This window comes from Xanthomonas sp. NCPPB 2864, from assembly GCF_056675615.1.
Genome location: NZ_JBWWVS010000003.1, coordinates 334,565 through 347,861, shown reverse-complemented (window position 1 = coordinate 347,861; position 13,297 = coordinate 334,565). Strand labels below are relative to the sequence as shown.

At 64.9% G+C, this 13,297-nt stretch carries 11 protein-coding genes; 7 read left to right on the top strand and 4 right to left on the bottom strand.

Features of this window, described 5'->3' with window-relative positions:
• The first annotated feature begins 53 nt into the window (after nt 1-53).
• Both AC1KVE_RS09840 and AC1KVE_RS09835 read left to right on the top strand, forming a co-directional pair.
• On the top strand, nt 54-656 hold the full coding sequence (locus AC1KVE_RS09840) for a methyltransferase (RefSeq protein WP_167337499.1): 603 nt from the start codon (nt 54-56) through the stop codon (nt 654-656).
• A gap of 478 nt (nt 657-1,134) precedes the next feature.
• Nucleotides 1,135-2,442 carry a polyhydroxyalkanoate depolymerase gene (locus AC1KVE_RS09835; RefSeq protein ID WP_184631754.1) on the top strand — a complete coding sequence of 436 codons (1,308 nt, stop codon included), beginning with the start codon at nt 1,135-1,137 and terminating at the stop codon, nt 2,440-2,442.
• An 823-nt stretch (nt 2,443-3,265) separates the two neighbouring features.
• Here the strand turns inward: AC1KVE_RS09835 and AC1KVE_RS09830 are convergent.
• Both AC1KVE_RS09830 and AC1KVE_RS09825 read right to left on the bottom strand, forming a co-directional pair.
• Nucleotides 3,266-4,177 carry a sensor domain-containing protein gene (locus tag AC1KVE_RS09830; RefSeq protein WP_167762839.1) on the bottom strand — a complete coding sequence of 304 codons (912 nt, stop codon included), beginning with the start codon at nt 4,175-4,177 and terminating at the stop codon, nt 3,266-3,268.
• On the bottom strand, nt 4,174-4,536 hold the full coding sequence (locus AC1KVE_RS09825) for a PadR family transcriptional regulator (RefSeq protein WP_016904272.1): 363 nt from the start codon (nt 4,534-4,536) through the stop codon (nt 4,174-4,176). The genes AC1KVE_RS09830 and AC1KVE_RS09825 overlap by 4 nt, the downstream gene beginning before the upstream one ends.
• Nucleotides 4,537-4,893: 357 nt before the next feature.
• Here AC1KVE_RS09825 and AC1KVE_RS09820 point away from each other — a divergent pair, with 357 nt between their 5' ends.
• Nucleotides 4,894-6,453, top strand: coding sequence for an alginate export family protein (locus AC1KVE_RS09820; RefSeq protein ID WP_481092366.1), 1,560 nt, complete (start codon nt 4,894-4,896; stop codon nt 6,451-6,453).
• Between the two features lie 128 nt (nt 6,454-6,581).
• Here the strand turns inward: AC1KVE_RS09820 and AC1KVE_RS09815 are convergent, their stop codons facing one another.
• Nucleotides 6,582-7,940 (bottom strand): hypothetical protein, encoded by a 1,359-nt coding sequence (locus AC1KVE_RS09815; RefSeq protein ID WP_481092365.1) that lies wholly within the window; start codon nt 7,938-7,940, stop codon nt 6,582-6,584.
• Between the two features lie 155 nt (nt 7,941-8,095).
• Here AC1KVE_RS09815 and AC1KVE_RS09810 point away from each other — a divergent pair, with 155 nt between their 5' ends.
• From AC1KVE_RS09810 to AC1KVE_RS09800, 3 genes are all read left to right on the top strand, one after another.
• Nucleotides 8,096-8,770, top strand: a complete 675-nt coding sequence (locus AC1KVE_RS09810) for a DUF502 domain-containing protein (RefSeq protein ID WP_024940643.1) — start codon at nt 8,096-8,098, stop codon at nt 8,768-8,770.
• A 4-nt stretch (nt 8,771-8,774) separates the two neighbouring features.
• Nucleotides 8,775-9,551 carry a queuosine precursor transporter gene (locus AC1KVE_RS09805; protein WP_024940642.1) on the top strand — a complete coding sequence of 259 codons (777 nt, stop codon included), beginning with the start codon at nt 8,775-8,777 and terminating at the stop codon, nt 9,549-9,551.
• A 213-nt stretch (nt 9,552-9,764) separates the two neighbouring features.
• On the top strand, nt 9,765-10,367 hold the full coding sequence (locus tag AC1KVE_RS09800) for a LysE family translocator (protein WP_046342154.1): 603 nt from the start codon (nt 9,765-9,767) through the stop codon (nt 10,365-10,367).
• On the opposite strand, the gene AC1KVE_RS09795 is transcribed toward AC1KVE_RS09800, so the two are convergent.
• Nucleotides 10,331-11,164 carry an AraC family transcriptional regulator gene (locus AC1KVE_RS09795; RefSeq protein ID WP_024940640.1) on the bottom strand — a complete coding sequence of 278 codons (834 nt, stop codon included), beginning with the start codon at nt 11,162-11,164 and terminating at the stop codon, nt 10,331-10,333. The two genes, AC1KVE_RS09800 and AC1KVE_RS09795, sit on opposite strands and share 37 nt — an antisense overlap.
• Before the next feature lie 190 nt (nt 11,165-11,354).
• Here AC1KVE_RS09795 and AC1KVE_RS09790 point away from each other — a divergent pair, with 190 nt between their 5' ends.
• Nucleotides 11,355-13,295, top strand: coding sequence for a DUF885 domain-containing protein (locus AC1KVE_RS09790; RefSeq protein ID WP_481092364.1), 1,941 nt, complete (start codon nt 11,355-11,357; stop codon nt 13,293-13,295).
• Nucleotides 13,296-13,297 lie beyond the last annotated feature (2 nt).

Sequence of the window (13,297 nt, the reverse complement as noted above, 5' to 3'; positions counted from 1 at the left end):
GTAGGATGGCCCGCATTTTCACCTATCCGCTGACGCGAAAGCACCTGACGTCCATGTCCGAACCCGACGACAAGCAGTACGACGCCCACTATTTCCGCCGCTGGTACCGGGATGCCGGGCTGGCCGACCCTGCGCGTCTGCGACGCAAGGTCGCACTGGCGGTGAGCCAAGCCGAGTACTACCTGGAGCGCCCGATCCGCAGCGTGCTGGATATCGGCTGCGGCGAGGCGGCCTGGCGCGCGCCATTGCTGGCGTTACGCCCCAAGCTGAGCTACCTGGGCTTCGACAGCAGCGCCTACGCGGTGCAGCGTTACGGACGCAGCCGGCAGATCCACCCTGCCCGCTTCGGCGATTTCGCCTGGCTGCGCCCGTGCGCGCCAGTGGATCTGCTGATCTGCTCGGACGTGCTGCATTACGTACCTACGCGCGAGTTCAACCAGGGCCTGCCTGGGTTGGCCGAGATGTGCGCGGGCGTGGCGTTTCTGGAAACCTTCGCCGAAGAGGATGCCTTCGAAGGCGACCACGATGGGTTTCAGGCGCGGCCAGCGCGCTGGTATCGGCGGCGCTTCGCCAGCGTGGGGTTTGCTGCACTCGGCTCGCACTGCTGGTTGTCGCCGCAGTTGGCCGATGACGCGTCTGCGCTGGAGCGCGGCTGAGCAGGACGTTGGCCGGTTGAGGCACGCATGGCGAGTGGCTTCGCCGCGTCCCCTCACCCCACCCCCTGAGGGGCTTTAGTTCACGCATCCCTCTGCGCAGGCTGAGCGGCTTCATTCCCTTCTCCCGCCGGGAGAGGGTGCCCCGCAGGGGCGGATGAGGGTACGTGCGAAGCCTGGTGGAGATCGAGCGCTGATAAGGGTTGAGTGCACTGGGCTTTGCCGCGCACCTCACCCATCCCTGCCCTGCAGGAAAGAGGACGCGTCCAGCAGCCATAGGGTTCTGCGACGAACGCGCGCTTTCGGCTCGCGCAGCCATCCGAAGAATCACCAACCGCGGCAAACCAAATCGCGGCCAATCAACGCGCTGACGCCTGCCATAAGTCGTATGACAGCCTCTACCGTCCGCAGCCCCATTAAGGTGCAAATGCGCCAAAGGGGGTATGCTGCGCGGCAGCAAAGAGCCGCACGGATGGGTGGAATGCTTTATCAACTGCACGAGCTGACCCGCAATCTGCTAGCCCCTTGGGTGCACCAGGCCCAGGCGAACGCCAAGATGTTCTCCGACCCCGACAGTCTGTGGGCCTCGCTCCCGGGCGCCGAACGCATGGCGGCCAGCAATGAGCTGTTCCATCGCTTGGGCAAGGAATACGAAAAGCCGGCCTGGGCGCTCGACGATGTCGAGGTCGACGGCCATTCGTTGCCGATCATCGAACGCGAGGTGCTGAGCAAGCCGTTCTGCCGTCTGCTGCGCTTCAAGCGTTTCAGCGACCATGTCGAGCTGATCGGCACGATGAAGCAGCAGCCGGCCGTGCTGGTGGTGGCGCCCTTGTCCGGCCACCACGCCACCCTGTTGCGCGACACCGTGCGCACCCTGCTGCGCAACCACAAGGTCTATGTCACCGACTGGGTCGATGCGCGCATGGTGCCGCTGGAAGCCGGCGCCTTCCGGCTCGAGGACTACATCAGCTACATCCAGGAGTTCATCCGTCACATCGGCGCCGAGCGCCTGCATGTGGTGAGCGTGTGTCAGCCCACCGTGCCGGTGCTCGCGGCGGTGTCGCTGATGGCCACCAACGACGAATCCACGCCGCGCTCGCTGGTGATGATGGGCGGGCCGATCGATGCGCGCCGCAGCCCGACCCAGGTCAACAACCTGGCCACCGAAAATGGCATCGAGTGGTTCCAGAACAACCTGATCCACACCGTGCCGTTCCCGTATCCGGGCCACGGCCGGCAGGTGTATCCGGGCTTCCTGCAGCATGCCGGCTTCCTGTCGATGAACCCCAACCGGCATGTGATGTCGCATTGGGATTTCTACACCGATCTGGTCAAGGGTGACCTGCAGGACGCGCAGGCGCACCGGCAGTTCTACGACGAATACAACGCCGTGCTCGACATGCCGGCCGAGTATTACCTGGACACCATCCGCGTGGTGTTCCAGGACTTCCTGCTGCCGCAGGGCAAGTGGAAAGTGGATGGCCAGCTGGTCAAGCCGTCGGCGATCCGCAATACCGCACTGCTCAGCATCGAGGGCGAACTGGACGATATCGCCGGCCTTGGTCAGACCGAAGCGGTGCACGATCTGTGCACCGGGATTGACGCGGCGCATCGTCGTCATCTGGTGGTGGAAGGTGCCGGTCACTACGGCATCTTCAGCGGCCGTCGCTGGCGCGAAGTGGTGTATCCGCAGGTGCGCGAATTCATCGCTCGCTACGATGCCGACCCGGTCGGCAGCCGCGACCCCGCCACCGTCACCCCGATCCGCAAGCGCGGCAAGCGCGCCTGATCGGCCGACAAAAACGCCCCTTGATCGAGACCGATCAAGGGGCGTTTTTTTATGCGCGGATTTTTGGTTCGCGTAAAGACAGCGCACTGCGTGGCAACGTGCGTGGCGCCCGCACAAGACAGTTTGCCGGTCGCTTTATTAAAACTGCTTGCCACCACACACACCGACCATCTTCGATGGTCCTTGCCTGCTCACCGTCGCGGGACCTTATGCGGCATGGATGCCGCGTAAGAGCCTACACGGACGTACTTGCGGCGTGTCCTGCGAGGGTGGGCGAGCAAGGGCCCTGCAGCCAAGCTGCAGATCAAACGCTACGCAGCTAACACCAGGCCTTCGCGCAGCAGCGTCAGTTAAGTGCAGTCAAACACCTCGGGTCGTCGAGCGTGCGGTGCCCTCGCCGCTCGCGGGACACGCCGTGAATCCGTCCCTGGAGGCTCCTCAGCGGCATCCATGCCGCTGAGGGTCCCGCAACCGGCGAGGACACCGCACCAGAGAGTTGGTCGATTGTTTGTTTAAAACCCTGCGCACCGACCATCTCCACTGGTCCTTGCCCGCTCACCGTCGCGGGACCTTACGCGGCATGAATGCCGCGTAAGAGCCTACAAGGACGTACTTGCGGCGTGTCCTGCGAGGGTGGGCGGGCAAGGGCCCTGCTGCCAAGCCACAGAGCGGCCGCCCTGCAATTGCTCCATCCGCACTGTCCAACCACCTACACAACTACGGGACTTCAAGTCGTTGCGTCTTTCAGACCTTTCACTACAGACCACGTAACACTGCAGCGATCGCAGCCGCGTGCCATACAACCCGCAATCACACGCTGCACTCAGCCTTCACCGCTCTTCACCAGCAAGTGCTTGGCGAACATGCCGTGCAGCTTGCCGAAGGCGCGTGCCAGATGCAGCGTGACGAACAGCAGCAGCACGCCCACGACGAACAACGGCAGCGTCAGCCAAGCGCTGGTGACATCCACACCATCCCAGGTCAGCACCGCCGTGTTGTCGAACAGCAGCACCAGCGGTGAAGCGGCCAGGCCCAGCGCCAACGACAACAAGGTGGTGAACACGCTGAAGTAGACGATGCCCAGCGGCAGCATCAGCAGGAAGTACAGCATCGTGCTCCAGGTACGCGCATCGGTGAACATCGCGCCGATGCGTTGCAGCCAGCCACCTTGCGGCCCCGGATGGGCGGGACGACGCGGCATGCGCACGCCCAGCAGCGTTTCCACCACGCGGCCTTCCACCAGCGACAGCACCCGCACCGATCCGAAGAACAGCACCAGCAACGGCACGCCGATGATCAGGATCATCAAGCCGGCCGACAGACTCGCGCCGGTGATCACCCAGGTGAAATAGAACACGCCGGTGACCAACGACAACAACATGTAGAACAGCGCGCCGTAGCTGCGTGGATCGGCAGCCACGCCGAAGAACCTGCCGAACCATGTGCTGCGTCTGCGCGGCAGCGGCGCGCGCAGTGCACGTGTCACCGTCACTTCGGTTTCGCGATAGATCTCGGCCACTTCATCCGGCGCCCCATAGCTGCCTGCCACGCCGGCGATTACTTCCGCTTCGCTCTTGCCGGCCTGCTCGGCCAGTTCGGCGCGTAAGTACTCTTCGGCGTCGTAGAGCGCGTCCTGGATCATCGCCGGATCCGCGCCGGCCAGGGCCTGGCGCAGCTGTGCCAGGTAATCGGGAATGGTGGTCGGCAACGGGCGTGCCTGCGCAATGGTCGTCATGAGTGGGTCCCCTCCAGCACTGAGTCAACGGAATCGCGGGTGGCGCGCCAGGCGGCGGTCCAGTCGCGCAGGCAATCACGCCCGGTTTGGGTGATGCGGTAATAGCGCCGCGGTGGGCCGGACGCCGACGGCTCGACATGGCTTTGCAGCAACCCTGCCCCCTCCAGATTGCGCAGCACCGGATACAACGCGCTCTGCTTGCCGCTCAGCACGCCGTCCAGCCGCTCCATGCGCTTGGCGATCAGATAGCCGTACAGCGGCTCCTCGGCCTGCGCCAGCACCGCCAGCAAGGCCAGCGACACCGTGCCGGCACTCAGCTCTTTCTGAAATTTCCGCAGGTAGGCATCGGGTTCGCTCATCGGCCATCTCCGCTAGGTCGAAGGCAATGCTATTGCGAAGTTGGGTATAGTGGATGTGCCGGTAGTCATGAGGCGGGGATTGGGGATTGGGGATTGGGGATTGGGGATTGGGGATTGGGGATTCGCAGAGCATTCCGGCCGAGAATTTCCTTGCGTTGACTCAAGCGGACTGAAGAAGAACTGACGCATCACTTGCACGCCTGCTTTTGCAAATCCCCAATCACGACTCCCCAATCCCCGCTCATGTGCTTAGAACCATTGGGTTACTCCCTTTGCGGCAGCGCTCCACTACAGTCAGTGCCCACTGAGCCGATACCACTCGCTCAGACGACTCACTTTTTTCGATAGGGCGACACGATGCGACTAGCACGCTTGGCACAGCCGGCCATGGCTGAAACTTCCTTTGGTGCCACCCGGCGCCTGTGCTTGGCGATCGGGTTGTCACTGCCGGGACTGGGGTTTGCGCAGGCGCAGACCGCGCCGGTCAACGCCGAGCAGACCCAGCCGGAGCCTGCAAAGGCTGCGCCCGCCGCTCCGGCAGCGCCCGCTGCCGCGAAGGGTTATCCGCTGGAAGCGCAGGGTTGGGGCGCCAAGCAGGGCGGCAACATGTGGCAGGTGCGTTGGGCCGAAGACTGGTCGTATCTGAAGGATCCGTCCAAGCGCAAGAGTCCGTTCGATCCGCTCAAATACATCCCGTTCAATGAATCGGGCGATGTGTATGTCTCGCTCAGCAATGAATTGCGCGTGCGCAGCAACACCATCACCAATCCCGGTTTGATTCCCGGCAGCCATTCGCAGCAGCAGTATCTGTTGCGCGCGTTCTTCGGTGCCGACTTCCATGTCGGCGAGCATTTCCGTCTGTATACGGAACTGGCGCACGGCAGCCTGGATGGACGCAACGAAGGTACCAAGACCGGCACGCAGGAAAACAACGCGATCCTGCAGCAGGTGTTCTTCGATGTGAAAGGACGCGTCAAAGATGCCGACCTCGGCCTGCGAGTCGGTCGTCAGGTGTTTGTCGATGGTCCCACCACGCTGATGGCATTGCGCGACAACACCGATATCTTCGTGACCTTCAACGGTGTGCGCGCCTGGGCGATCGGCGAAAAGACCCGCGTGGACCTGTTCGATTTCAACTTCAACCTCGATGGCACCGAAGGCCTGGGCGATGATCGCATCGACCGCTCGCGGCATTTCCGCGGCGTGGTCGGCGGCTATCGCATGCCGACCGCCAAGCCGATGTACCTGGAGCCGTTCTTCTACCAGTTCCGCAACGACAATCAGATCTGGGGCCGGCAGACCGCCGAAGAAAACCGCAACTATTACGGCCTGCGCCTGTGGGGCAATGTGGGCAAGCTGCGCACCGACTCGTTCGTGACCGTGCAGCGCGGCAGCTACGGCGGGCGCGATCTGCGTGCCTACATGGCCAGCACCTCCAATGCCTGGACGCTGAGCGAATCAGGCTGGAAACCGCGGCTGGGCTTCCATAGCGAAATCGCTTCCGGCGGCGGTGGCTCCTCCGGCACCGGCACGCTGCGCAACAACAACTTCCTCTATGGCAATACGATCTACTTCAGCTGGGCGACGTTCTTCGGCCCGGTCAACCTGGTCACTGCCGCGCCTACGTTCACCTTCTCACCCACATCCAAGATCACCGTGAACCTGGAATGGGAAACCCTGTGGCGGCAAACCACCAGCGATGCGATCTACAACAACCAGGCGCGCGCCTACGCCCGCACGCAGAACACCGGCGAGCGCCGCATCGGCACCATGCCGCGCATCAACGCCACCTGGAACATCGACCCGAACTGGTCGGTGACCTTCCGCGCCGAACACCTGATGGCCGGGCCCGCGCTCGAAAAGGCCGGTTACGGCGATTCGACCTTCGTGATGGGCTGGTTGAACTTCCGGTTCTAAGTAGGGGCATCACGCTGATGTAGTGCCTGACAACGCCACCCGGGATCCGTTCCTGGGTGGCGTTGCCCGTTATGCAATCAGCGACGCGTGCTTGCCTGCCCTGGTGTCGCCTTCTGCAGCCGCAAGTGTCACGGCTTGCCCTGCATCGCTGCTGCCTGTGCCACCTTGCTTGCCGCCAATGGCATCTGCAGGTTGGCGTGATCGCTGCGCGCGTAACGCGGCAGTTCTAGCGTCTTTCCATCTTTTACAGCGGTGATGTCGCGCCCTGGTCGGATCAGCGTGGCGGGCAGTTGATCCAGGCGCTGCGCCAGCGTCTGTTGCTCGGCAGGATGCGCACGTAGCCACAGCACTGCCGAGGTCAGCCGCGTTGTCGCGGCCAGATCCTGCAACTGCCATTGATACTGCGCGCTATCCATATGCTCCACGTCGGCGAACAGGCAGCCGATTGCGTTAGCGATACAGGCGAAGGTCACTGTTGGCGCGGCGGGTATGGCACTGGTCGCCACCTTGCGGTCCTGCTCCAGCTGCGTGCGCACGTCGGTGTGGCAGGCCCAGGTGTAATACGGCGCGGTCAGTGCACGGGTTCGTTCAACGTCCAGCAGCGGCGGTACCAGCCTGTCGTACCAGCGCCGCTGCTCGCCGCCGGCTTCGACGACCGCGCGGTAATTGGCGCTGACCAAGCGTGCTTCGCCGCGTAGACCTCCACACAGGCTGGTCTCATCCATCGTCAACGGCGCAAATGCCGCTTGGCAATGCGCAGGTAACGGCTGGGCGGACGGCAGTTCGCTCAGCATGTCGGTGAACAGCTCGGCGTTACCGCGCAACATGGCTGCCCCGATCATCGTCGCGATCAGTGTGTCCTGACCGCGCAACAGCACGCGCGCCACCTGTGCGTCCGCACACACGCCAGACAACGCAGCCTGCTGGTGGCCCTGGACGAAGTCCAGCGCGTGCTGGGTCATCGGCACACTCAACCCCTGCAACTCCGGCAGCGGTGTGTCGGCACGGGTCGGAAACAGATTGCGGTAATAGTCACGCGATGCCAGCGTGGCGGCGCGCTGCAACAGCGGTGCCTGTGACATCAGCGCATCGGCATAGGCCTGGGGCTGAGCGCGCACCTTGTCCAGGCAGTCTGGAGTGGACCAGTTGCACTTGGGTGGTGCGGCGACTGGCCACGGCGGCGTGCGCGGATAGCGCGCTGCGTCGCTGACAAAACTGGCCGCAGTCCTGGCGTTCGCAAACCGCTGCAGATCGCGTGCCATCACGACGTCCTGTTCGGTAGCCGGCACGGCATACGGCAGCAACCAGAGTGCAGCAAATAGATTCGAGCCTGCCGGCGGTGCGGCTGGTGGTTGATCGATCTGCGCCAACGCCTGGCGCTGCGCGTCAGGAATCGGCCAGCGCGCGGAGATCGCGTACAGGGCCACCAGCAGGGCGACCAGGATGCATAGCCCCAGCAGGGCCGACTTGAGGAATTTGGCGAGCATGCGGGGGCAACCGTCCGTGGATGAGCTGTGTCATCTTAGAGCGGCCCGGACAGAGCCGCGAGTGGCATGGCGCCGATGCGCACTTGCCGTCTCCCCGGCGAACAAGGCGCGCCGCGCGCCTGCACCGGACGCGGCCGAATGCCTACAATGCGCGTATGTCCGAATCCCCCACTCCGCCCACCCGCCCTTCCCTGCAACGCGTCTTTCTGACCGGTTTGCTCACTTTGCTGCCGGTCTGGCTGACCTGGGTGGTGGTGAAGTTTGTGTTCTCGCTGTTGTCGGGCATCAGCAGCCCGTGGGTGGTGCCGTTGTCCGAACGCATCGCTGCCTCGTTCCCCGACTATCTGGGCTGGATCAAGGCACTGTGGGTGCAGAACACCATCGCGCTGATCGCCACCGTGGGCGCGATCCTGTTTGTCGGCATCCTGAGCCGGCGGGTGATCGGCCAGCGCCTGCTGCGCTGGTTCGAGGCGATCATGCGGCGCATCCCGCTGGCCAGCGTGGTGTACGACAGCGCGCGCAAATTGCTCGACATCCTGCAGACCCAGCCCGGCAGCACCCAGCGCGTGGTGCTAATCGACTTCCCGCACCGGGACATGAAATCGGTCGGTCTGGTTACGCGGGTGATCAAGGAACAGGGCACCGGCCGCGAGCTGGCAGCGGTGTACGTGCCGACCACGCCCAACCCGACCTCCGGCTATCTGGAGATCGTGCCGGTGGAGCTGCTCACGCCCACCGACTGGAGCGTGGACCAGGCGATGAGCTTCATCATCTCCGGCGGCGCAGTGGCGCCCGAATCCGTTCCCTTTACCCGTACCGCGGATCGCTAACGCCATGACACAGGTGCGCACCCTCGACGATCGTGCGGTTCGCCTGTTCATTGCGCTGGCGGCGTTCTTCTGCGTCAACGCGGCATTGGCCGAGTTCATTGGGGTCAAGATCTTCGCGCTGGAAGACACCCTCGGCATCGCGCCGTTGAACTGGAACCTGTTCGGCCAGACCGGCTCGCTCAGCTTCACCGCCGGCACCTTGCTGTGGCCGGTGGTGTTCATCATGACCGACACCATCAACGAGTTCTTCGGCAGCCGCGGGGTGCGTTTCATCTCGTGGGTGGCGGTGGCGCTGATCGGCTACGGCTTCGTGTTCGCGTTCGCCGCCATCGCACTGGCGCCGGCAGCTTGGTGGGTCACGGCGGCGCAGAGCCAGGGCGTGCCCGACTACCAGGCCGCCTTTGCAGCGGTCTTCGGCCAGGGGCTGTGGACGATCGGCGGCTCGCTGGTGGCCTTCCTGTTCGGCCAGTTGATCGATGTGTCGGTGTTCCATCGCATCCGCCGCGCCACCGGCGAAAAGCACGTGTGGCTGCGCGCCACCGGCTCCACGGCGGTATCGCAGTTGGTGGACAGCTTCGTGGTGATCTACATCGCCTTCGTGCTCGGCCCGCAGCATTGGTCCACCGACCAGTTCCTGGCGGTGAGCACGCTCAACTACGTGTACAAGATGGGCTTTGCGATCGCACTGATCCCGCTGCTGTATCTGGCGCGCCGCGCCATCGGCGCATACCTGGGCGCCGAGCGCGCCGAGCAACTGCGCGAAGAAGCCGCCGCCGGCTGACAACGCAAGACCTGCCGACCGCAGCACTGCCAGGCGACGGCTGGCGCCTGCGGCTTGCACCCGGCCTCGTCGGTCATGCGTGTCGCTGCCTGACGACCGCTGGCTGCGTTTACCGATCATGCAACGCCCGCAGCGACCGCCCATCGAAATTTTGTTCAATCCGTCGCCGCGCTCGCTGGCCATGCTGTTGCGCCCCGCTATGGATTCCGCGCCATGGACCATCTTGTCGCAATGGCCAGCTTCGCGCTGGTGTGCTCGATTTCGCCCGGGCCGGTCAACCTGGTCGCGCTGAGCACCGGCGCCAGCGCCGGCGCGCGTGCCGGGCACGGCCATGTGATCGGCGCCACCGTCGGCTTCGTCGCGCTGCTGTTACTGGTGGGCATGGGACTGCAGCAGGTGCTGCTGCGCTGGCCGCTGCTCGGCCGTGCATTGCATCTGGCCGGGGTGGCGTTTCTGCTCTACATGGCCTGGCGCCTGCTGCGCGACGATGGCGTCATCCAGACCACCGGGACGCGCCCGGCGGCCTCGTTCTGGACCGGTGCGGCGATGCAATGGCTCAACCCCAAGGCCTGGTTGGCGGCGACCTCCGGCGTTGCCCTGTATGCGACCGCAGGCACCACGCAGCTGGCGGGTTTTGCGGCGTTGTATGCGCTGATCTGCTATCCCTCGCTGGGGTGCTGGTTGCTGGCCGGCGCCGTGCTGCGGCGGCATGTGCAGGTACCAAGGCAGCTGCGGCGGTTGAACCGGGTGCTGGCGGCGCTGCTGGTGCTGAGCGCGGTCTATCTGTTGCTGGAATGGGGCACGGCATTGCGGTAACGCCCCGGCGTCACCGCCCAGGCACGTTTGAAGCTGCGCTGCAGATGCGCCTGGTCGGCGTAGCCATGCGCGTAGGCGACCTCGGCAATGTCACCGCCGCGCCGCAAGGCCTCGCGCGCACGCTGGAAACGGCAATCCAGCAGATACGCATGCGGGGTCAGCCCGTGCGCCTGACGGAAGCCGCGAATCAAGCGCGGCGCCGGCATCCCCGCCAGCGTGCACAGCTCGCGCAGCGAGACCGCACGTGCATGATGGGTCTGCAGATACTCGGCCACCCGCTGCATCGGCCCGGTATCGACCGCAAGCGCACGACTGATCGGCTCCACATGCAGATGCAGCCGCGCCACGAACGCGATCAACGCACTCTCGCGTGCCAGCGCATCGGCGTTGCCATCGGTCAACACGGCATGCATGCGCTCGAACGCGGCATAGGCAGCCGGGGTCTGGCACAGCGGCGCTGCCAGCATGTGCACATCCGCATTGGCGGCCAGGCCGAGTGCGCGTTGTTGTTCGCGCAGCCACGCCACGTCCAGATACAGCATGCGGAACGACCAGTCCTGCTGCTGATCCGGATTGCAGGCATGCACATCGCCAGGGTTGATCAGGGTCAGCGACCGCGCACCCACCTGCGCTTGCATGCGTCCATTGCGATAGCGCGCCAGCCCGCGATCGATCGCGCCCACCGACCATTGCTCATGCGTATGCGCGGCATAACACAGGCTGCGGCTGTTGATCACCTGGCGCAGTTCGACGAAGGGCAATGCCGGATCGCGCCAGAAGCCCTGCCCGCCCTGCACGGGCAGCTGCGTCCCGCATGTCGATTCATCCCTTGGCATGTGCACAAGCCTATCGCACTGCAACATGCCTGCGTGCTGCAGGCGTGCGCAGCGGGCTTCATGAATTCCAGGCGCCCCCCGTGTGCCGCATGGGTGGCCGGAACGGTGCGGATCGGGCAAGCTCCCCGCTCGCTTGTTCCCGGAGCCGGTAATGCCCCTCAGCTTTTCCCGCCTGCTGTCCCTGGCCCTGGCCGCCGTGCTAAGCCTGTCAGTGGCAGCGCCCGCCGACGCGGCCAAGAAGAAAACCGGCAAGGCACAGACCACGCAAACCCGCGCCAAGGCGAGCAAGGGCAAGAAGACCGTCAAGCCGGCGGCCAAGACCACCAAGGCCGCCAGGGGTGGCAAAGCCGCCAAGCCCAGGCCGCGTGCCGTGGCCGCACCGGTGGTGCTGACCAAGGCGCAGCAGCTCAATTTGCTCTACGACCAGTACTGGGATGCCTCGCTCAAGCTCAACCCGCTGCAGGCCACCTTCCAGGGCGAGACCCGCTACAACGACCAGTTGCCCAACTTCCTGTCGCCGGCGTTCCGGCAGCAGTCGCACGACTTCACCGTGCTGTGGCTGGGCAAGGCCGAGGCGCTGGGGCCAGACGGGCTGAGCGGGCAGGACCTGCTGAGCTACCAGATCTTCGTGCGCGATGCGCGCAGCGCACTGGCGGCCGAGCAGTTCCCCAGCTGGATGCTGCCGATCAATCAGTTCTACAACATCGCCAGCATCGCGGTGGTGCTGGGCTCGGGCACCGGCGCGCAGCCGTTCAAGACGGTCAAGGACTATGACAACTGGTCGCGGCGCGCGGTGGGCATCCCGGAGCTGTTCGACCAGGCCATCACCAACATGCGGGCCGGCATGCAGGCCGGCGTGGTGCAGCCGAAGGTATTGATGCAGAAGGTGCTGCCGCAGCTGGACGCGATCATCGCGCGCAATGCCGAAGACAGCCTGTTCTGGGGTCCGGTGCGCAACCTGCCGGCAGACATGCCCGAGGCCGACAAGCAGCGCATCACCGCCGAGTACAAGCGGCTGATCGAAGTGCGGATCATGCCGGCGTACCGGGCACTGCGCGGCTTCATCGCCACCGAGTACCTGCCGGCCTGCCGCGACACCGACGGCCTGGCCGCGCTGCCCAATGGCGCGGCCTGGTACGCCTACGATGTGCGCCAGAGCACCACCTCCGAGCTGACCCCGGAGCAGATCCATCAGATCGGGCTGGACGAGGTCGCGCGCCTGCAGGCAGAGATCGCCACGCTGGCCAAGCAGGTCAGGTTCCGCGGCAACCTGCCCAAGTTCTACAAGTTCATGCAGACCGACAGGCGCTTTGCGTTCCGCAGCGAGACCGAACTGCTGGGCTATTACCGCGGCCTGCAGGGACGCGTACAGGCCGCGGTGCCGCGCCTGTTCAATGTGCAGGGCATGCCGGCGCTGGAAGTGCGCGTGGTGGAACCGCAGCGTGCGCAGTCGGCCGCCAGCGGCTCGTACATGCGTCCCAGCGGCGACGGCAGCACACCGGGCGTGTTCTACGTCAACACCTCCGACCTGGACACCCGCCGGACCTGGGAGACCGAGAGCCTGTATCTGCACGAGGCCATCCCCGGCCACCATTTCCAGCTCGGGCTGCAGCAGCAGCTGACCGACCTGCCCAAGTTCCGCCGCCTGGGCGGCGAGACCGCCTATATCGAGGGCTGGGGGCTGTATGCCGAATCGCTGGGCCGCGAACTGGGCCTGTATCAGGACCCGTACAACTACTACGGCTATCTGCAGAATGCGTTGTGGCGTGCGATTCGCCTGGTCACCGACACCGGCCTGCACAGCAAGGGCTGGACCCGCACCCAGGCGATCGACTACATGCTCAACAACTCGGCCATGCCCCGGACCGATGCCGAGGCCGAGGTGGACCGCTACATGGCCATCCCCGGCCAGGCGCTGTCCTACAAGGTCGGCGAGATGAAGATCGCGCAGTTGCGCGAGCAGGCGCAACGCGAACTGGGCCCGCGCTTCGATGTGCGCGCCTTCCACACCGAAGTGCTCAAGGACGGCTCGGTGCCGCTGGATATCCTGCAGGACAAGATCCAGCGCTGGATCGCCACGCAGAAGGGCTGAGG

What these genes read in the sequence shown, in the direction of transcription:
- AC1KVE_RS09805 (WP_024940642.1), top strand. Translation starts at nt 8,775, where the DNA reads ATGACACAGGTGCGCACCCTCGACGATCGTGCGGTTCGCCTGTTCATT.
- AC1KVE_RS09820 (WP_481092366.1), top strand. Translation starts at nt 4,894, where the DNA reads ATGCGACTAGCACGCTTGGCACAGCCGGCCATGGCTGAAACTTCCTTT.
- AC1KVE_RS09790 (WP_481092364.1), top strand. Translation starts at nt 11,355, where the DNA reads ATGCCCCTCAGCTTTTCCCGCCTGCTGTCCCTGGCCCTGGCCGCCGTG.
- AC1KVE_RS09800 (WP_046342154.1), top strand. Translation starts at nt 9,765, where the DNA reads ATGGACCATCTTGTCGCAATGGCCAGCTTCGCGCTGGTGTGCTCGATT.
- AC1KVE_RS09810 (WP_024940643.1), top strand. Translation starts at nt 8,096, where the DNA reads ATGTCCGAATCCCCCACTCCGCCCACCCGCCCTTCCCTGCAACGCGTC.
- AC1KVE_RS09825 (WP_016904272.1), bottom strand. Translation starts at nt 4,536, where the DNA reads ATGAGCGAACCCGATGCCTACCTGCGGAAATTTCAGAAAGAGCTGAGT.
- AC1KVE_RS09835 (WP_184631754.1), top strand. Translation starts at nt 1,135, where the DNA reads ATGCTTTATCAACTGCACGAGCTGACCCGCAATCTGCTAGCCCCTTGG.
- AC1KVE_RS09830 (WP_167762839.1), bottom strand. Translation starts at nt 4,177, where the DNA reads ATGACGACCATTGCGCAGGCACGCCCGTTGCCGACCACCATTCCCGAT.
- AC1KVE_RS09815 (WP_481092365.1), bottom strand. Translation starts at nt 7,940, where the DNA reads ATGCTCGCCAAATTCCTCAAGTCGGCCCTGCTGGGGCTATGCATCCTG.
- AC1KVE_RS09840 (WP_167337499.1), top strand. Translation starts at nt 54, where the DNA reads ATGTCCGAACCCGACGACAAGCAGTACGACGCCCACTATTTCCGCCGC.